The sequence below is a fragment of the Acidovorax sp. genome (genome assembly GCF_046339755.1).
Lineage (GTDB): Bacteria > Pseudomonadota > Gammaproteobacteria > Burkholderiales > Burkholderiaceae_C > Acidovorax.
In genome coordinates this window covers 36,027-54,725 of sequence record NZ_JBKDTZ010000127.1, presented here as the reverse complement: position 1 = coordinate 54,725, position 18,699 = coordinate 36,027, and the positions used below count along the sequence as shown (strand labels likewise).

At 66.2% G+C, this 18,699-nt stretch carries 18 protein-coding genes and 1 pseudogene; 6 read left to right on the top strand and 13 right to left on the bottom strand.

Annotation, left to right across the window (positions count from 1 at the left end; genetic code table 11):
• Positions 1-975: MCP four helix bundle domain-containing protein (locus ACK59X_RS09970; RefSeq protein ID WP_409956958.1), on the bottom strand; the 975-nt coding region annotated here is incomplete at its 3' end.
• 380 nt (positions 976-1,355) lie between these two features.
• Positions 1,356-1,775 carry a BLUF domain-containing protein gene (locus ACK59X_RS09965; RefSeq protein ID WP_409956957.1) on the bottom strand — a complete coding sequence of 140 codons (420 nt, stop codon included), beginning with the start codon at positions 1,773-1,775 and terminating at the stop codon, positions 1,356-1,358.
• 157 nt (positions 1,776-1,932) lie between these two features.
• On the opposite strand from ACK59X_RS09965, the pseudogene ACK59X_RS09960 reads away from it, so the two are divergent.
• Positions 1,933-2,766 (top strand): annotated as a pseudogene (locus ACK59X_RS09960) (transposase).
• 139 nt (positions 2,767-2,905) lie between these two features.
• On the opposite strand, the gene ACK59X_RS09955 reads toward ACK59X_RS09960, so the two are convergent.
• Complete coding sequence (locus tag ACK59X_RS09955) at positions 2,906-3,523, bottom strand: hypothetical protein (RefSeq protein ID WP_409956955.1); 618 nt, start codon at positions 3,521-3,523, stop codon at positions 2,906-2,908.
• Between the two features lie 177 nt (positions 3,524-3,700).
• Here ACK59X_RS09955 and ACK59X_RS09950 point away from each other — a divergent pair, with 177 nt between their 5' ends.
• A complete protein-coding gene (locus tag ACK59X_RS09950; protein WP_409956953.1) occupies positions 3,701-5,071 on the top strand; it encodes a PQQ-dependent sugar dehydrogenase in 1,371 nt (456 codons plus the stop codon).
• A 16-nt stretch (positions 5,072-5,087) separates the two neighbouring features.
• Here ACK59X_RS09950 and ACK59X_RS09945 read toward each other — a convergent pair whose 3' ends face one another.
• The 4 genes from ACK59X_RS09945 to ACK59X_RS09930 form a co-directional block, all read right to left on the bottom strand.
• On the bottom strand, positions 5,088-5,762 hold the full coding sequence (locus ACK59X_RS09945; protein ID WP_409956951.1) for a hypothetical protein: 675 nt from the start codon (positions 5,760-5,762) through the stop codon (positions 5,088-5,090).
• A 217-nt stretch (positions 5,763-5,979) separates the two neighbouring features.
• Positions 5,980-7,020 carry a phytanoyl-CoA dioxygenase family protein gene (locus ACK59X_RS09940; protein ID WP_409956949.1) on the bottom strand — a complete coding sequence of 347 codons (1,041 nt, stop codon included), beginning with the start codon at positions 7,018-7,020 and terminating at the stop codon, positions 5,980-5,982.
• Between the two features lie 77 nt (positions 7,021-7,097).
• Positions 7,098-8,081 carry a tripartite tricarboxylate transporter substrate-binding protein gene (locus ACK59X_RS09935; RefSeq protein ID WP_409956947.1) on the bottom strand — a complete coding sequence of 328 codons (984 nt, stop codon included), beginning with the start codon at positions 8,079-8,081 and terminating at the stop codon, positions 7,098-7,100.
• A gap of 34 nt (positions 8,082-8,115) precedes the next feature.
• The gene (locus ACK59X_RS09930) at positions 8,116-8,784 is read right to left on the bottom strand and encodes a DJ-1/PfpI family protein (protein WP_409956945.1); all 669 of its coding nucleotides are present in this window, start codon (positions 8,782-8,784) and stop codon (positions 8,116-8,118) included.
• 108 nt (positions 8,785-8,892) lie between these two features.
• Between ACK59X_RS09930 and ACK59X_RS09925 the strand changes: the two genes are divergently transcribed.
• On the top strand, positions 8,893-9,921 hold the full coding sequence (locus tag ACK59X_RS09925; RefSeq protein ID WP_409956943.1) for a GlxA family transcriptional regulator: 1,029 nt from the start codon (positions 8,893-8,895) through the stop codon (positions 9,919-9,921).
• A 31-nt stretch (positions 9,922-9,952) separates the two neighbouring features.
• Here the strand turns inward: ACK59X_RS09925 and ACK59X_RS09920 are convergent, their stop codons facing one another.
• The 4 genes from ACK59X_RS09920 to ACK59X_RS09905 form a co-directional block, all read right to left on the bottom strand.
• Complete coding sequence (locus tag ACK59X_RS09920; protein WP_409956942.1) at positions 9,953-10,807, bottom strand: DUF2628 domain-containing protein; 855 nt, start codon at positions 10,805-10,807, stop codon at positions 9,953-9,955.
• Positions 10,808-10,993: 186 nt separating this feature from the next.
• Positions 10,994-11,197, bottom strand: coding sequence for a YjfB family protein (locus tag ACK59X_RS09915; protein ID WP_409956940.1), 204 nt, complete (start codon positions 11,195-11,197; stop codon positions 10,994-10,996).
• 84 nt (positions 11,198-11,281) lie between these two features.
• Positions 11,282-12,700, bottom strand: coding sequence for a dihydrolipoyl dehydrogenase (locus ACK59X_RS09910; RefSeq protein WP_409956938.1), 1,419 nt, complete (start codon positions 12,698-12,700; stop codon positions 11,282-11,284).
• Between the two features lie 86 nt (positions 12,701-12,786).
• Positions 12,787-13,377: an IMPACT family protein gene (locus ACK59X_RS09905; RefSeq protein WP_409956936.1), complete on the bottom strand. Its 591-nt coding sequence runs from the start codon at positions 13,375-13,377 to the stop codon at positions 12,787-12,789.
• Between the two features lie 240 nt (positions 13,378-13,617).
• Between ACK59X_RS09905 and ACK59X_RS09900 the strand changes: the two genes are divergently transcribed.
• The gene (locus ACK59X_RS09900; protein ID WP_409956934.1) at positions 13,618-13,836 is read left to right on the top strand and encodes a hypothetical protein; all 219 of its coding nucleotides are present in this window, start codon (positions 13,618-13,620) and stop codon (positions 13,834-13,836) included.
• Between the two features lie 4 nt (positions 13,837-13,840).
• On the opposite strand, the gene ACK59X_RS09895 is transcribed toward ACK59X_RS09900, so the two are convergent.
• Together ACK59X_RS09895 and ACK59X_RS09890 are read right to left on the bottom strand one after the other, a co-directional pair.
• Complete coding sequence (locus ACK59X_RS09895; protein ID WP_409956932.1) at positions 13,841-14,383, bottom strand: GNAT family N-acetyltransferase; 543 nt, start codon at positions 14,381-14,383, stop codon at positions 13,841-13,843.
• Positions 14,380-15,312 (bottom strand): GNAT family N-acetyltransferase, encoded by a 933-nt coding sequence (locus ACK59X_RS09890; protein ID WP_409956930.1) that lies wholly within the window; start codon positions 15,310-15,312, stop codon positions 14,380-14,382. Before ACK59X_RS09890 ends, ACK59X_RS09895 begins: the two co-directional genes overlap by 4 nt.
• 171 nt (positions 15,313-15,483) lie before the next feature.
• Between ACK59X_RS09890 and ACK59X_RS09885 the strand changes: the two genes are divergently transcribed.
• Both ACK59X_RS09885 and ACK59X_RS09880 read left to right on the top strand, forming a co-directional pair.
• Complete coding sequence (locus tag ACK59X_RS09885; RefSeq protein WP_409956928.1) at positions 15,484-17,871, top strand: YgiQ family radical SAM protein; 2,388 nt, start codon at positions 15,484-15,486, stop codon at positions 17,869-17,871.
• 25 nt (positions 17,872-17,896) lie between these two features.
• Complete coding sequence (locus tag ACK59X_RS09880) at positions 17,897-18,667, top strand: helix-turn-helix transcriptional regulator (RefSeq protein ID WP_409956927.1); 771 nt, start codon at positions 17,897-17,899, stop codon at positions 18,665-18,667.
• Positions 18,668-18,699: the final 32 nt, after the last annotated feature.

Below are 18,699 nucleotides of genomic sequence, written 5' to 3'. Positions count from 1 at the left end.
GGCCGAGTCGGCGCTCTGGCGCACGGTGGCTGTGAGTTCTTCCATGCTGGCAGCCGTTTCTTCGAGGCTGCTGGCAGCCTGCTCAGTGCGGTTGCCCAGATTTCGATTTCCGCTGCCGATATTGTCGCTGGTGACGCGCAGTTCCTGGATGTTGTCGCGCACTGCCGACACCAGTTCATGAAACCGCTGCTGCATGTCCCGCACCGCCACCATCACGCTGCTGGTGTCGCCAGGCCTGACCTGCACGGGCACCGTGAGGTTGCCTTGCTCAATGGCCTGCACGACGGACCGCACCTCGCTGGGCTCGGCCCCCAGCTCGCGGCCGATGCTTCGCGAAACCGTCACGGTGACCGCCACGCTGATCAGCACGGCCAGGAAGGTGATGGACAGCATCACGCCTGTGAACTGGCTGGCATCCTGGTTGGCGGTGTTGCTGTTCTTGATGATGCGGGCTTCCTCGTAGTCGATCAGCTTGTTGGCGGCTGCCAGCCATTGTTCGTATTGCGGCTTTGCTTCAGTCCAAAGCAAGGCCTCTGCGCCGGCGCGGTCACCAGACTGCATTAATGCCACGACTTTGACAGTGGTGGCCACAGTGCGTGCCTCTATGTCCTTTAGTGCCTGCACCATAGGTTCAACCTCAGGAGGAACCAGGCTGGCAGCTTTGAGTACCGCATCCAGCTGGGCGGCCGACTTTGCATAAAAATCGGCCAGCCTCGCGATGGACTCAATCTCCTTTTTCCGCGCTTCCTCGCTGGGAGCGAGCACCACGTCGCGCACGGCGATGGAGCGGTCATGGGCCGAGCCCCGAAAGTTGATGGCCACCCGCTGGATCGCCGCGTTCTGTGTAGCGTTGGCCGTCAATGCGCTATCGATGCCTCGCGCGATGATCACGCTGTAGATCGACATGCCCAGCAAGGCCAAGATCACCAGGCCAAAGCCGGCCATGAGACGGTGACTGATTTTCCACGTATGCATTGAAGAGTGCCTTAGAGGGGGACGGTGACGACGATGGAAAAACCGGCTTGTCGACAACGCGTCCGCCGTCGCATAGGTGTTTACATTTAATAACGAATATACCATCAGGTCATAAAATAACTGATTAGTAAAATCTATTTGCCCAATAGCAATCCCCGTGGTTGGAGGGTGGTTCCTGGAAGGCTGGGGATCAGGGTCGTTGCGTTGGAAGCGATGGCTTAAAGTCAGGGCTCGTTCCAAAGGCGCAGATCTTCCCTAGCGCATAGCCCACCCATAAACCGCCGCGGGGCGCAGAAGTTGACTACTCAGCCGCAGTGGCTCAGCCAATGAGGGGGACAAGCTCCTCGGCGAGTATTTGGTCCCTCTGTGCGTCAAGACGGCTACTCGAGCCAGCGCACGTTCTGCAGGATCTCTTCGAAGAAGCTGCGCAAGCTTGCCGTGCCCATGGTGTACGGGTCGAAATCCGCCGTGCCGGAGTATTTGAGGAACAACTGCCGATTGGTTTCAAGTGATGCAATCAGCCCCATGGACCAGCCCGTGAAGCGGCGGTGCGGGATTTCGTTCATGTCCAGGATCGCCGTGTCGCGGTGGCGGTCATCCTTGAGCAGTCGGTGGTACAGCGCATTCACCGCAGTACGGTCGCCTTCGAGCAGTTGCAGAAATATGCCGTTGTTCAGGCACAGCGCACCCGTGATGCCTGCGCGGGTGTTGTTGCGCTGCGATGCACTCAGGATGTCCTTGACATCTGCAGGCCCCAGAACGCGCGAGCATCGGCTCGCGTAGATCAGTTGTATCAACATGTTTGCCTCCGTTGTGGCGGAGTTTGGCAGGCTTGAGCACTGTGCGTTTACCGTAACCCAATACCCCGCAAATCCGCTGGCGACTTGGTAGTGTCATGGTCCAAAGAAATAGGACACCTCGATAGGGGCCCATAGACCCCAAAGGAGATGACGAAACATGAAAGACAAAAGAGAGCGCCGAGTCTTTGACGCGGCTTTCAAGCTGCAAGTGGTCAAGATGATCCGAGAGCAGGACCTGAGCGTAGGCCGGGTCTGCAAGGATCTGGACCTGGTGGACAGCGCGGCGCGCCGCCGGCTTGCGCAGTACGACGAAGAGGCGGCCGGGCGTCCAGGCATTGGTAAGCCACTGACGGCCGAGCAGCAGCGCATAGGCAATTGAAATCTCAAGTCAGGCAACTGCAGTCGGACAATGAGCTGCTAAAAAAGCGTCGGCCTTCTTCGCCCGGGAAATGAAATGATTCAGGACCTGGTGAGTGCACAAGCACAGGCGCAGAAGGCCTCGGTAAGCCAATGGTGCAGGGTTATTGGCATCAGCCGCTCTGGCTGGTGCGCAGCTGAAGTTGCAAGGGTGGGCTGTTGGGCGCCACATAGCACGCCAGTTGATGCGCACCAACGGTCTGCGAGAGCGCTGGCGGCGCAAGTTCCCGCACACCACCGACAGCCGCCATGGCTTTGCCGTCGCAGACAACATACTGGCGCGCCAGTTCAAGCCGGCCAGACCCAACCAGGCATGGGTGAGCGACATCATCTATGTGCGCACGCGCAGTGGCTGGCTCTATCTCGCCGTGCTGTGCTGGATCTGTTGGAGCGGTTCTTGCTGAATCTGAAGGTAGAGCGGGTCTGGCAGCGCGATTATGCAAACTATGCCGAGGACAAGGCTCACATCGCGGACTACATCCTGGGCTTTTACAACCCCGTCAGGCTGCACTCCACACTGGGATACCAGTCACCCAGCAACTACGAGTTGCGAATGGCACTGGCAGCTCACTGAAGCCGAACTTCCCCTATCGGATAGTCCGAAAAGATCTGACGACGACACCAAAAAACCGTGAAAAATTCCACGGAAACGACAGGCGTCACATCTGGACACCTTGTCGGTGGATTTCCGTCTTTTCAACGCACCGAAGGGGCTACTCCACCTGCGCCGTCTCCACATAGATCAGCTCGCAGGAGTTGGCGCCCGAATCCGAGCGGGTGAGCGAGCTGGTCCAGCGCCAGCCGCCGGGGTGCGTGACCTCCACCAACTGGCCGGTGATGCGCACGAAGCTGCCCTTGCGCGCCTTCCTGAGCGCCCTCTCGACGGCCGGGTTGGCCGGGATCAGGTGCATGTTGGCCGAGGATTCGATGATCTCCTGCAGCGGAATCGGCGGCTGGTTGGACCAGGAATAGCGGTACCAGCGCCCGCCCTGGGTGATGTTGAGCGGCTCGTACACAGCCGGCTCGGCCATGCGCCGCCAGCCCAGGGCCAGGTCCACGGGGGACAGGTCGGCCTCGCGGCCGAAGGAGTATTCCTCGCGCCCGAGCACCCGGGCGCGGATGGCGAATTGCGCCAGCGGCCTGACCTGGTAGCCCTGCAGTGCGAAAGCGGGCGCGCTGGTAGCGGTCTGCTGCGGCACCTCGGCAAAGGCCTGCTGCGTGGCCGATTGGCCTTGCAGCTTCTTGTCCACGCGGCCCACGCGCAGCTTTTCGACCGCGAAAAAGCCGATGAACAGGATGATCGCCAACAGGACGACGGTCTTGAGTCTCATGGTGGTGTGCTTGCCGTGCCTGTGCAGGGCCTGGGGGGTAGCGCAAATGTAACGCGGGCCGCGCATTTTGCGCGATTGGCTGACAGGGCACGCAGGCCCACGCCTCCACACTGCCCGGTGCAGGTCCGTGCGGCCTTGCCGCCGTGCCATCCATCCCTCTGACCAAAGGCCCATGCCATGCCACTTTCCTTTCCTTCGACATCGCTGCGTTGGCAGGTGCTTCTGGCCGGCCCCGTGCTGGCGGCCAGCCTGGCCGCCTGCGGCGACACCGCCATCCTTTCGCCCGAGCAGGGCATGGGCAAGTCGCCCACCTTGCCGGTGCCCAACCCATCGCTGATCCCCACGCTCAAGATCGCGCCTGCCAAGGGCTGGCCCGAGGGCGCCATGCCCACTGCCGCCGTGCCGGGCCTGTCGGTCACGCCGCTGGCCACCGGGCTCGACCACCCGCGCTGGGTGATGGTGCTGCCGGGCGGCGACGTGCTGGTGGCCGAGAGCCAGGCGCCACCCAAGGGCGAGGGTGCGCCATCGGGCGGAGTGTTCGGCGCCATCCGCGGCTGGGTCATGAAGACGGTGATGGGCAAGGCCGGTTCCGGCAAGCGCCCCTCGGCCAACCGCATCACCTTGTTGCGCGATGCCGACGGCGACGGCAAGGCCGAGACGAAGAGCGTGTTCCTGCAGAACCTGAACTCCCCCTTCGGCATGGCCTTGGTCGGCAAGGACCTCTACGTGGCCAACGCCGATGCGGTGCTGCGCTTTGCCTACGAGCCCGGGCAGACCAGCATCACCACGCCGGGCACCAAGGTGCTGGACCTGCCCGGCGGCCCCATCAACCACCACTGGACCAAGAACCTCATCGCCAGCCCCGACGGCAGCAAGCTCTACGTGACCGTGGGCTCCAACAGCAATGTGGGCGAGAACGGCATGGCGGCCGAAGAGGGCCGTGCCGCCATCTGGGAGGTGGACCGCGCCAGCGGCAGCCACCGCATCTTTGCCAGCGGCCTGCGCAACCCCAATGGCCTGGGCTGGGCGCCTGGTACGGGCGCGCTGTGGACGGTGGTCAATGAGCGCGACGAGATCGGCAGCGACCTGGTGCCTGACTACCTGACGTCGGTGAAGGATGGCGCCTTCTACGGCTGGCCCTACAGCTACTACGGCCAGCATGTGGACCAGCGGGTGCAGCCGCCCCGGCCGGACCTGGTGGCCAAGGCCCTGGCACCCGACTATGCGCTGGGCTCGCACGTGGCCCCCCTGGGCCTGGCCTTTGCACAGGCGCCGGCGCTGGCGCCCCAACTGGCCAGCGGCGCCTTCGTTGGTGAGCATGGCTCCTGGAACAGGAAGCCGCTCAGCGGCTACAAGGTGGTGTTCGTGCCGTTCGCCGATGGCCAGCCCTCCGGCATGCCCATCGATGTGCTCACGGGCTTTCTCAGCCCTGAGGGCGATGCCTACGGCCGGCCGGTGGGTGTGGCCATGGATGGGCGTGGCGGGTTATTGGTGGCCGATGACGTGGGCAATGCCATCTGGCGCGTGGCTGCGGCAGCGCCCAGGTAGCGCTGCGCCGCCATGGTCAGCGCATGCCGATCGCGTGCAGCGCTTTCTGGAGCGTGAACTGGAACACGGCGTGCTGGTAGGGGTCTTCTATGAGGACTGTGTGGGTTGCCCGGCCATCGCTCAGCGTGAAACCGTTGGTGTAGCCGCTGATGTTCACCAGGGTGTCGAGTGCCAGGGCAAAGGATTTGTGGTCGCCGGCGAAGATCACGCGCTCGTCGGTCACCACCAGCTCACCGGTCGCGACGATGAGGGCTTCATTCACTGCGATGCTGGTGGCGTTGCTGCGGTGGTGGGTGACGAGGCCAAACAGCGATGGACGGCTGGTGCCCGCGGTCTCGGTCTCATAACCCACGGTATGGACCTCCCTGAGGTGTGCCTGGACCGCCGCATAGGCCACTTCTCCGGGCCGCACCAAGGCCTGCCGCGGGACCATGGGGGCCAGGGGTTGTTCCTGCAGCCGCGCAAGTGCCTGCTGCTCGCTGGCCTGGCGCTTGCGGATGCCACGCGCGCTCACCACCAGAAAGAAACCCAGGGCGCCCGCGATGCCCCAGGCGACGGCGCCGCCGATCACGGACCCGAGCGGCGTGGCGCCCGACGGGGGCTCGCCCTGCAGCCAGAGCCGCAACGAATTGACGGGCACCAGCGCGAGCATCACCACGATGGCCCACGAAAACATTCGCCCCTTGCTCATTGATTTGCTTCTCCCTCGGATCTCTCCACCATGGCTTCCAAGTCTACCGATTACCCGCGTATCGAGCTTTCCGTGCACGCCTGGATGCCCCATGGCCCCGGCGGCTGCGCACCTGGCATTGCCAGGGTGAGGGTCGGTTCACCGTGTCGGGCAAGGCCGTCAGCCGCCGCTCGATGTTCGCGCCGCACATGCTGTAGCCGGCTGAGCGGCCAGATGGTCACACCCAGTCTTCATGGGCCGGCACCTCGGCCGGGAACATGTTGATGTACTGTACCAGCCGCGGCTGCGTGGCACGGTTCGGACTCGGGCCGTGGGGCAGGGCCTGGTGCCAGATCACCAGGTCGCCCGCAGCCGCACCGATGGGGCGGGCGCCCAGGGCCTGGAAATCCTGGCGCCGCGGGTCGGCGCCTGGCGGCAGGCTGGCCAGCCAGGGCCCGATACGGCGGTGGAAGCCGGGTACGACCGTCAGGCCGCCTTGCTCCGGCAAGGTGTCGGTGAGGTAGAGGATGCCCTGCGTGCAGAACGGAATCGGCTGCACCAGGCTCACGTCCCAGTGCAGGCCCTGGGCGCTGTAGGCGTGGCCCGGGCGCTCGGGCGGATTGAAGCCGCAGCGGTCCGTGCTGCGCCACAGGTCGGCGGTGCCCCACAGCTGGGCAAAAGCCTTGTGGATGCGCAGGGACCGCCGGTTCTTCTCGAAGGCCGGGTGCTGGAACAGCTGCACCATGACATTGCGCGGGGCGTTCGGGTACCAGGAGTCCGCATCCTCCGGCCTGGCACCCATGGCATCCCACACCACCTGCGCTGCGGCCGCGCTGTCGCTGGCAGGCACGGCCTGCCGCAGGACCACATAGCCATGCTCGTCCCAGTGGGCCAAATCGGCCGCGTCCAGCACGGGTGCCATGGCATCGATGCGGGCATGCAAATCCAGCTGCGCGGCAGGTTGCGCGCCGCCATCGACCAGGGCCTGGATGCGCGCCACCGTGGCGGCGTCGGGGGCTCCCGCCGTGCGCACGATCCAATCCTCGAAGCTGGCGAAGTCCGGCGCTTCGCGCAGCACGTACTGCAGGCTCTGCTCCAGCCCCACGCCCAGGGCGGCCAGAACAAGCTGGGTGCGGTGGGCTTCCCGCGGGCCGATGCCGGGCTGTCCCTGGCGCGCAGCCATCCAGCTGGACCAGCAGCGCTTGAGGTAGGGCACTTGCAGGGCGCCACGTTCGTGGGGGGCGCAAATAAGATCGGCAGAATGCAGGGCGGTGGACATGCGGGTCTTGCGGGCAGGTGATGGCGTAGCTCTCTTTGTATCACCCGCCGTGTCCCCGTCGCATGCCGCCTGGGCTGCTACTGGGGCACGAAGCCGCTTTGCGCGACCAGCGCTGCCAGCGCCTTCGACACCTGACCCAGCCGTTGGGCCTGCTCTGCGGGCGTGCCGGTGGCCGGCGTCATGGCACTGGCCTGAAGTTTGGCCACCACTTCGGGCATGGCCACTGCTTGGTTCACCGCTGTGTTGTAGCGGGCCACCGCCGCATCGCTCAAGCCGGCAGGGGCGTACAGCCCCAGGAAGTCGCTGGTCGCATCCAGGCTCGCAAGGCCCGCCTGCGCGAACGAGGGCACGCCCGGCAGCAGGGGGGTGGCGCGGCTGACCGCCAGGATGCGCAGCCTGCCTGCCTTCTGGTGCTGCAGGAAGTCCGAGATGCCCGACACCCCCGCCGAAATCTGCCCTGCCAGCAGGTCGGTCACCATGGGGGTGGCGCCGCGATAGGCCACGGGCACGATGTCGGCCTTGAGGTGGCGGGCCACCTCGGCGGCAATGAATTCCGGTGCGGACGCTGGCGCCGGCACGCCGATGCTCGCGTCGCCGCGGCGCGCGGTGAACCACGCACCCAGTTCCGCCAGGGTGGTGGCCCCGGTCTTGGGATGCACGGCCAGCGCCAGTTCGAAGTTGGCCACGGCGCCGACGGGCCGGAAATCGGTGGCGGGCACAAAGCCGGGCGCCTTCATGGTCAGCGGCACCATGGCCACGGTGTGGGTGTTGCTCAGAAAGAGCACCGAGCCATCGGCCGGGGCCGCCTTGAGTGCCTGGGCCGCGATCTGGCCACCGGCGCCCGGCTTGTTGTCCACCAGCACAGGCTGGCCCAACTGGGTGGCGAGCTTTTCGGCCACGATGCGGGCGGCCGTGTCGGCCGGGCCGCCCGGCGGGTAACCCACGAGGATGCGGATGGGGCCGTTGTAGGCCTGCGCGGCGGCCGCGAGCGGAAACGCCAGCAGCAACGCAGCCTGCAGGCAGTGGCGGCGGGTCAGGGCGGGGGTGTGGAGGTGGGGCATGGCGCTTTCTCTCTGGCAAGGGGCTGGATCGGATTCAGGCGGTCTGGCGCGCGCTGAGCAGAGCGCGGCGCCGGTCCACGATGGGCTGCAGGCGTGCCCGGGCCGCCTGCACCAGGGGCGCGGGTGCCTTGTGCGGCGCGCCGGTGTCAAAGGGCGGCTGGGGGTCGTACTCGGCAAACAGCTGGACGCCCTGGGCCACCTCGGCGCTGCTGGCCAGCGCAATCGCCTGCAGCGCACAGTCGATGCCCGAGGTCATGCCCGCGCCCGTGATGCGGTTGCGGTCCACCACCACGCGCTCGTCCACCGGCGTGGCCCCCACCAGGGACAGCAGTTCGTGCGAGCCCCAGTGGCAGGTGGCGCGGTAGCCCTGCAGCAGGCCGGCCGCGCCCAGCACCAGCGGGCCGGTGCAGATGCCCACGATCCATTGGGCGCCCTGGGCTTGCCGGGCCAGGAAGGCCAGGGTTTCTTCGTCGCTCAGCAAGGCCTCGATGCCCGGGCCGCCGGGCACGACCAGCATGTCGAGCTGGCCGCAGCTGTCGAACGATGCCGTGGGGCGGAACTCCCAGCCCAGCTCCGTGTGGAGGGTGTCGGTGTGCTTCCACACCAGGTGCAGCTGCGCGCCCGGTATGCGCACCAGCAGGTCAGCGGGGGCGACGTAGTCGATGGCGGTGATGTCCGGAAATACCAGCATGCCGATGTTCATGGGGAGGGCCTTTCGTTGCGGTGGATGTTTCGATGGCTCCACTGTAGGATTCGTCTGTCTGTCCGTCAGGACAGAAGCACCACGATTTCTGCCAACCTCGGTCCGCCCATGCCACCCACCGCCCACCAGGTCTGGTTCCTGGTTTTCGACCAATTCCAGCTGCTGGACGTGAGCGGGCCGCTGCAGGTCTTCGCCACGGCCAATGACGAACTGCGGCTGGCCGGCCGCACGCCTGTCTACGAGACCGGGGTCTACGGCCTGTCGGGCGGTGCCGTGCGCAGCTCGAGCGGGGTGGACCTGGTGGCACGCGCGCTGCCGCAGCGCCTGGCGCGCAAGGTACAGACGGTGGTGGTGCCGGGTGGCCCGGGGGTGTTCAGGCCCGCCGCCGCAGGCCGGGAGGCGCAGGACACCCCGGTGGCGGCCACCCTGGCGCAATGGCTGCGCCGTGCCTCACCGCGCATCGAGCGGCTGGCATCGGTGTGCACGGGCGCCTTCGTGCTGGCGCACACCGGCCTGCTCGACGGCGCCGGTGCGGTCACGCACTGGGCGGCGTGCGAGCACCTGTCGGCGCGGTTCCCGGCCATCGATGTACAGCCCGATGCCATCTACTTCCGCCAGGGGCGGGTGTGGACCTCGGCCGGGGTCACGGCCGGCATCGATATGGCCCTGGGCATGGTCGAGACCGACCTGGGCCGCGACATCGCGATGGCCGTGGCCAAGAAGCTGGTGGTGTTCTACAAGCGCCCCGGCGGGCAGTCGCAGTTCAGCAGCGCGCTGCTGGAGCAGACCGCAGACGACGAGCGCATCACCCGCCTGCATGCCTGGATTGCCGAGCACCTGCGTTTGGACCTGAGCGTGGCGCGCATGGCCGACCAGATGGGCATGACCCTGCGTACCTTTGCGCGCTTTTACGCCAGCCACACGGGCACCACGCCCGCCCATGCCGTGGAGCGCATCCGCCTGGAGAAGGCCTGCCGCCTGATCGAGGCACACCGGCACAGCAACAAGGCCATCGCCGTGCAGTGCGGATTCAATTCCGAAGAGGTGATGCGGCGCATGTTCATGCGCCACCTGAACGTTTCGCCCAAGGGCTACCGTGAGCGGTTTGCGGCGGCGGACACACAGGGGCCGCAATGACGGGCGTGGCGCCCGGGAAGGCCGCAGTGAATCATTCCCACCAGGTGATGACAGCTTTGGCGGCCGCAATGGACTTGTAGCGGTTTTCCCCTCCGTGCTCGTCCCGGACGACGACGGAGCCGTCCTGGTGCAGGCGGTAGGTCCATTTGGTGCCGGCAAGCGTGCCTTCTTCGACGACCGTTTCGCTCAGCAGGGCAGACTGGCGCGCCGCTTCCTCCTGCTGCCGGGCTTCATTCTGCTGTTGTGTCGCGCGCTGGCTGTGTTCGGCCGCGATGCCCTTTTCGATGCCATCGACGTAGGCAATGGCTTCATCCACGGTGCCAAAGAGCTTTTCGTTGGCAACGAATTTATCGAGCGTGGTGTTCTTCTCGATGTTGTACTTCTTGACCAAGAACAGCTTGTAGGCGTCGTTGTCCACGGACATCTCGCCCATGAACCGGTCGGTGGCCTGGCTGGGCGGCTCGGCGGGCACGTCAGGCTGGAACCTGGATGCATCCAGCTTCAGCGCTGCAACGGCAGCGTTCACACGTTCAGGTGTGTCATTGAAGGTGTAGCCCTTTTCCAGCAGCTTCTTGGTGTAGAAACCGTTGTAGATGAAGGCCCAGATGATGCACATCGGGAGCCAGCTGATGCCTGCCGTCAAGGCCGCGAAGATGGCGGCCACGGCGAAATATCCGATGAACGTAAGGTAGTCCGCGCGAAACAAGGCGGGAAACGGGCCGAAGAGAAAGGTGGTCCATGAAAAACCATGGAATCCCGTCTTGGAGATTCCGGTGGAGTTGTTGAGCATCTTCACTGCCTCAGCCATTTTTTCGCCTTTCGATTGGTATGGAACGTCCTGCCTGCCGCACTGCTCGTCATGTGCGAGTGCGGCACCTGTCTTCATTCAACAGTCTAACTACATCTTGTAACGGTGTTGTTGACCGTCGTGCGCAAAAGGCCTCTGTGGCGGCCGCAGACGAGCGGGCGCTGTCTGCAAGGCCTTGCAATAGCGCAAAAAAATGCCGCCTCTAGGGGCGGCTTTGGAGGGGCTTACCTTGGAGAAAATCGAGGATTTCTGCCGGGGCTGTGGTCAGGCAAAGGTATTGATCTGGGTGCCCAACGTGCCCGAGGTGGCCAGGGGTGGTTGGGGCAGGGCCTGCAGCAGTGTGGCGGCGGAGCTGGCCTGGATGTCCAGTGCCTTCTTGAGTACCCGGACATTCAGGGCATCGGAAGTCTCACGGCTGGCCAGGGCCGTGGCGGTGTTGACGATGCTGTTGCTGAGTGCGACATCCATGGGGGTTCTCCGGTATTAGCTCTCTTATCGGCATTCTGCTCCCGAAATGAAGAGTGCTTGCGTACTGTTACACCCTGGCGGCCGTCATTCCAGCGCAGGCACACCGATGGGTGCACAGGCCGCAAGGTCCGATTCGCTGATGTCCGGCAGGTGCCGCGCCGCGTTGCGCAGGGCGCTGCGCAGGCCTTCCTCCAGCACCGGGTGGTAGATCGGCATGCCCAGCATCTGGTGCACCGTGAGCTTTTGCTGGATGGCCAGGGCCAGCAGGTGGGCCAGGTGCTCGCCATCCGGCGCACACATCTCGGCACCCAGCAGGCGCGCATTGCCCTTGTCCGCATAGACGCACAGGCGGCCGTGGTTGCGCAGGGCGGCGCGGGCGCGGCCATGCCGCTCGAAGTCCACCGCACCGACCACGGTGTGGGCCGGATCGAGCTGGTCGAAAGGCGTGCCCACCACCGCGATATTGGGGTCCGAGAACACGATGGACAGGCGCGTGCGGCGCACGAAGCGCGTGGGCTCTGCGGCCAGCGCATTCATGCCCGCGATGTGGCCCTCGTCCGCACCTTCGTGCAGCAACGGCGCATGGCCATTGGCATCGCCCGCCAGGAACACGCGCAGCTTGCCGATCTGCTGGGTCTGCGGGTCCACCTTGGGCATGCCACGCTTGTCCAGGGGCTCGCCCAGGGTTTCCAGGCCCAGGTGCTCGATGTTGGGTGTGCGGCCCATGGCGGCGATCACCTGGTCCACCACCACGCGGTTGGCGCCGCTGCTGACCTCGATTCCGCCGGGTACCTCGCGCAACTCGGCCTTGGCATGGGTGTGCAGCACCATCTCGTTCTTGAGCAGGGCGCCCAGTTCGGCATTCAGGGTGGGGTCGCTCAGCCCGCCGAAGGCGTGGCCGGTGGTGAAGGCTGCCACTTCCAGGCCCAGGCGCGCCAGGGCCTGCGACAGCTCGACACCGATGGCGCCCATGCCGATCACGGCCACGCGCGGGCCCAGGGTTTCCTGCTCGAACAGGGTGTCGGTGGTCAGGATGCGGTCGCCAAAGGCCAGCCATTCCTCGGGCACCACGGGACGCGAGCCCGTGGCCAGGATGATGCTGTCGGCCTGGTAGCGCACGCCGCCCACGTCCACGGTGTTCGCATCCAGCAGCACGGCCCGGCCCGAGAGGCTGGCGCCGCCCAGGTCGTCGGTGGCCTTCAGGGCACCGGCCACGAAGTCATCGCGCAATGCACGCACGCGCTTGAGCACCGCAGGAATGTCGGCCCGGAGATCGCTGCCGCCCCGGATCCCGAACTCATCGAAAGCCAGCCGCCGGTGGAAAGCATTGGCCGCCTCGATCAGCGCCTTGGACGGCATGCAGCCCACGCGGGCACAGGTGGTGCCCCAGGGGCCGTCGTTGACGATCAGGTAGCGCTCCGTGCGCTTGCGCACCTCGCGCAAGGCGGCCAGGCCGGCCGTGCCAGCGCCGATGATGATGGTGTCTAACGGCGGTTGGCCCATGGATCGCGTCTCCCGAAGTGGCAAGGAAACGCCAGTGTGCAGGGCGCGGGGCCGAAGCCTTGTAGGCGCTTGTCCATTGTTCTGGCTCAGTCGGAGTCCAGCCACCCCACGCGCCCCTGGCCCTGGTCGTTGATGCGTTGCACGAATCCCTCGGCCTGCGCCTGGGGCAGTCGCACCTGCAGGGTGACCAGCGTGCCGTGCTGCACATCCAGCAGGTCAGCACCGGCTGCTTCCACCTCGCGGCGCAGCAGGCCCTCCAACGCGTAGGGCACCATGCACTGCAGCGTGGCCATGCGCTGCAGCGTCACCTTGGGTGCGCTTAGCAAGGCCTGGGCGATGGCGTCGGTATAGGCCCGCACCAGCCCGCCCGCGCCCAGCTTCACGCCGCCGAAGTAGCGCACCACCGTGGCCAGCACGCCTTCCAGGTCCTGGTGGCGCAGCACGTCCAGCATGGGGCGGCCGGCCGTGCCGCTGGGCTCGCCATCGTCCACCGCAGCCGACTGGCCGCCCGCCAACAGCGCCCAGCAGACATGGGCGGCACCCGGGTGCTGCTTCCACAGCGCGTCCACTGCGGCCTGGGCGCTGGCGCGGTCGGCCATGGGCTGCACGCAGCCGATGAAGCGGCTTTTCTTGATGAGGAGCTCGCTGTGGGCGGGGGTGGCGAGGGTCTGTGGCATGGGGCGCAGAGCTTATCAGCGTTGAACAAGGGCAAAGATGTTGCGCAAACGCACCACTGTCGGCCCCGGTAGGCGGCAGTTATGTGACGCCTGTCACAGCCGCGCGCCCGCCGATCGGCCCTGGCCGTGTAAGTGTGCGTTCTGTCACAAGCGCGGATGCGGTCCGTTCCTACACTTGAACCCATAGCCGATAACTATTCTCGGTCAACAACAACGAATCAACGCACCCAAGGAACCGCCATGTTCGCCCTGCCACTGACTGCATCCCTTCCCAGCACGCTGGCCAGCCACCTGTTCGGCCGCTTTTCTGCACCGTCGGTGCCTTCGCCCATGTCCGTTGTGGCCATGCAGGCGTCGGGCGGTGCCGCCAGCGCGCGCCTTGCGCAGGTGGCCGAGGATTTCGAGGACGAGGAAGAGTTCGACTTGGCCCAGCGCGTACGCGAAGTGGGCGAGTGGTAATAAATTATCGGGCCAAGGGCGCCTGAGGCTGCGGGTCGACCGCACGCGCCATGAGCACGCTGGTGTAGTTGGTGAGCGGCCTCCAGTCGCATTCGCCGACCACCTGGTAGCCCCAGCTTTCGTACATTGCAATCAACGCATGGGCCGGTTCGGCCGTGTCCAGTGCCAGGGTGGCGGCCCCGGCACGGCGCGCCCGGGCCAGCAGTTCCCCATGCAGCAGTTTCCCCAGCCCCATGCCCTTGAACCGGGACGCCACGCAGAACTGCGTGATGGACCATACCGAGCTGTTACGGTACAGCGCCACCTTGGATTCCGCCTGCGGGGCGCGCAAGGTCGCTGTCGCGGCATAGTCCCCATCGATCTCCACCACCAGCGCCTGGCCCGATGCCAGGCGTTTTGCCGTGTCCTCCACCGTCTGGTGGGTGGCCCAATAGCGCAGGCCTTTGGCCGCGTGCGGGGCATAGGCGGAGTGGATCAGCGCGGTCAGGCGCGCCAGGTCGTCATGCGCCACCAGCGGGCGGATGGTGGGTGTGAGGGGCGGGGTCACAGCTTGAGGGACCAGGTTTCTCCCACCAATTGTTGTCCGAAGTCTTCGTACGGCTCCGATTTGTCCAACACAAATCCCCGCTTGGCATAGATTGAACGTGCGGTAATGAGACAGCTGTTGGTCCAGAGCACCATTTTTTTGTAACCTTTGGCACGCGCAAAGGCGATGCACTCGTCCGTCAGCCGCGCACCCAGGCCCATGCCGCGCGCCTTGGGCGAGAGGATCAGCATGCGCAGCTTGGCCGTGGTGGCCGACTTGCGCACTAGGAAGATGGCGCCCACGCGCTCGCCATCGAGCTCGGCGATCCAGCATTTCTCCCACTCGGGTTGGAACTTGCGCACGAACTGCGCGGCGATGTCGGCCACCAGGGCCTCGAAGCGCATGTCCCAGCCATATTCGCGCGCGTAGATCTCGCCGTGCTGCTGCACCACCCAGCCGATGTCGCCAGGCTGTGGGTCGCGCAGCACGGCCACGCGTGGGGCGCCGCCGGGAGCGGCAGGTTCCAGCAGGGCCTCGATGCGCTCCATGGCCTGCACCAGCTCTGCCTGCCGGGCAGCGGGCAGGGGAGCGAGCAGGGCGGCCGCCTCCTCGCGTGAGCGCTGTTGCAGTGGGGCAAAGGCATCGTGGCCTGTGGGTGTCAGCGTCAGCACGCTCTGGCGCGCATCCTTGGCGCTGGGCGCGCGGCTGATCCACCCGGCATTCTCGAAGCGGCGCAGGATGCGGCTCAGGTAGCCACCATCCAGCCCCAGCTCGCGCGCCAGCTCGCTGGCCACCAGGTCCTGGCGGTGCGCCAGTTCATAGAGGACGCGCACGTCGGTCAGCGACAGCTCGCTGCCCAGGTAGGGGTCGAGCACTCCGATGCGGCGCGTGAAGAAGCGGTTGAAACGGCGCACGGCCTTGACTGCGTCTGCGGGGGCTGCTTGGTTCATGATTGATTGCCAAAGGCATGCAATTGATTGACTTTGGCAAGTATATGCGCCTTTGGGCACAACCGGACAAAAGCTAGGACAAACCGGCCACAGCGACAAAACAGGCCCGCCAACGTAAAATCGCGGGTTATCCATAACGGCCTCGCCCATCCGAGGTCTTGCACCCCCCACATGAACGCCCCCGTCGACGTCTCCTTTTTCGCGCGCGCAGCCAAGCCGCTGACCAGCTACCGCCCGTATTGGGCGAAGCGCTTCGGCACGGCCAAGTTCCTGCCGATGAGCCGTGCCGAGATGGATCAGCTGGGCTGGGACAGCTGCGACGTCATTCTGGTGACGGGTGATGCCTATGTGGACCACCCGAGCTTCGGCATGGCCGTGATCGGCCGCACGCTGGAGGCCCAGGGCTTTCGCGTGGGCATCATCGCCCAGCCTGACTGGCAGAGCGCCGAGCCCTTCAAGGCGCTGGGCAAGCCCAACCTGTTCTGGGGCGTGACGGCGGGCAACATGGATTCCATGATCAACCGCTACACGGCGGACCGCAAGATCCGCAGCGACGATGCCTACACCCCGGGCGACATCGGCGGCAAGCGACCCGACCGTGCGGCCATCGTCTACAGCCAGCGCTGCCGCGAAGCCTACAAGGACGTGCCCATCATCCTGGGTGGCATCGAAGGCAGTCTGCGCCGCATCGCCCATTACGACTACTGGAGCGACAAGGTGCGCCGCTCGGTGGTGGTCGATGCCAAGTGCGACCTGCTGCTGTACGGCAATGCCGAGCGTGCCCTGGTCGAGGTGGCGCACCGCCTGGCTGCGCGCGAGCCCGTGGAGCAGATCACCGACGTGCGTGGCACGGCCTTCGTGCGCCGGTCCGACGACGACAGCGGCAAGGGCTGGTTCGAGATCGATTCCACCAGCGTGGACGAGCCGGGCCGGGTAGAGGCGCACATCAACCCCTACATGACGACCAGCGAGCAGGCCGCCGCCCAGGGCAGCACCTGCAGCAAGGAAGATGGGACCCTGGATGCCGAGGCCGGCGCAGCCGCTGCGGCCGAGCCCAACCCCGCGATCCGGCCCATGCTTTTCGTGGCCAACCCGGCGCTCAAGGCCAAGCTCAAGGTGCCGCCGCGTGATCGCAGCGTGATCCGCCTGCCCAGCTACGAGCAGGTCAAGAGCGACCCGGTGCTGTACGCCCACGCCAACCGCGTGCTGCACCTGGAGACCAACCCCGGCAATGCGCGTGCCCTGGTGCAGGCCCACGGCGAGGGCGTGACCGCCCGCGACGTGTGGATCAACCCGCCGCCCATCCCGCTGACCACGGCCGAGATGGACCACGTGTTCGACCTGCCTTACGCCCGCGGCCCGCACCCGAGCTATGCCGATGAAAACGGCAGCCATGAGGGCGCGACCAAGATTCCCGCATGGGAGATGATCCGCTTTTCGGTCAACATCATGCGCGGCTGCTTCGGCGGCTGCACCTTCTGCTCGATCACCGAGCACGAGGGGCGCATCATCCAGAGCCGCTCCGAGGATTCGATCATCCAGGAGATCGAGGACATCCGCGACAAGGTCGCCGGCTTCACCGGCACCATCTCGGACCTGGGCGGCCCCACGGCCAACATGTACCGCCTGGGCTGCAAGAGCCCCGAGATCGAGGCCGCCTGCCGCAAGCCGAGTTGCGTGTACCCCGGCATCTGCTCCAACCTGGGCACCAACCACGATCCGCTGATCAAGATCTACCGCCGTGGCCGCGCGCTCAAGGGCATCAAGAAGATCCTGATCGGCTCGGGCCTGCGCTACGACCTGGCCGTGAAGAGCCCCGAGTACGTGAAGGAACTGGTGCAGCACCACGTGGGCGGCTACCTCAAGATCGCGCCCGAGCACACCGAGCAGGGCCCGCTCACGAAGATGATGAAGCCGGGCATCGGCAGCTATGACAAGTTCAAGCAGATGTTCGAGAAGTTCAGCGAAGAGGCGGGCAAGAAGCAGTTCCTGATCCCGTACTTCATCGCCGCGCACCCGGGCACCAGCGACGAGGACATGATGAACCTTGCCATCTGGCTCAAGAAGAACGGTTTCCGCGCCGACCAGGTGCAGACCTTCTACCCGAGTCCCATGGCCACGGCCACGGCCATGTACCACAGCAACAAGAACCCGCTGCGCAAGATCACGCGCGACAGCGAGGGTGTGGACATCGTGCGCGGCGAAAAGCGCCGCCGCCTGCACAAGGCCTTTCTGCGCTACCACGACCCTAACAACTGGCCGCTGCTGCGCGACGCGCTCAAGGCCATGGGCCGGGCCGACCTTATCGGCAACGGCAAGCACCACCTGATCCCGACCTTCCAGCCGCTGACGGACGGCGGCTACCAGAGCGCGCGGCGCAAGAACTCCACGCCCGGCAGTGCCAAGGCGGCCACTGCGGCTGCGGCATCCAAGTCCTCCCAGGGTGTGGCGCTCAAGTCCACGCAGCCGCAAAAGGGCCGCATGCTCACGCAGCACACCGGCCTGCCACCGCGCGTGACCGGCTCGGCCAAGCCCTCGGCCGGCCGCAAGGGCCGCTGAAGACGGGCACCCAGCCCGGCCCGCAATGCCGCAGGACCGCATCCTCTACGCCGACACCGCTGCGTGGCGGGTGGAGCGGGTGCTCAAGCCTGCGGGCCTGCTCCATGCCGGTAGCCCCGTCTACCAGGTGGCCACGCGGCGCTGGGTTTTCCCGGTGAGCGGGGTGTCCGAGTTCCACCTGGAGGGGCGGCAGGTGCTGCTCGACGGGCTGACCGTGGTGGCGCTGCCCACCGGGCTGCCGTACCGCATCCATGACTGGCAGGCGGCAGAGCGCAGCCACATGGTGGTCAGCATGCAGCCGGGCAGCGCGCCGACTGGCGCCGGCCATGCCCTTGCCTGGAGCCTGCCGCCCCGGGCCCTCTGGCAGCTGCGCTTGCACTGGCGTGCGCTCGCACAGGGGCGCGAGCAGGCGGCCGGGCCCGTGCTTGGGCAGGGTGTGCCGAGCGGCAACAGCGCCATGGCCCATGCCGCGGTGGCGCGTGCACGGCGCTTCATGGCCACGCGCACCGCGGCTGCCGATGGCATGGGCTGGTCGTTGCACGACGTGGCGGATGCGGCGTGCTGCTCCTACTTCCACCTTGCGCGCCTGTTCCGTACCCACACTGGCCTGGGCCTGCACGCCTACCGCGAGCAATTGCGCCTGGCCGTGGCGCTGCAGCGCCTGGACGAAGGGGAGGGCGACCTGGCCGCCCTGGCGCATGACCTGGGTTACAGCAGCCAGAGCCATCTGGGTACCGCGTTCCGCAGCGCCATCGGCGTGACGCCGGCGCAGGCGCGACAGGCGCTGCGCGGCTGACCTGGGCAGGATTCTGATAGCCGGACCGGGGG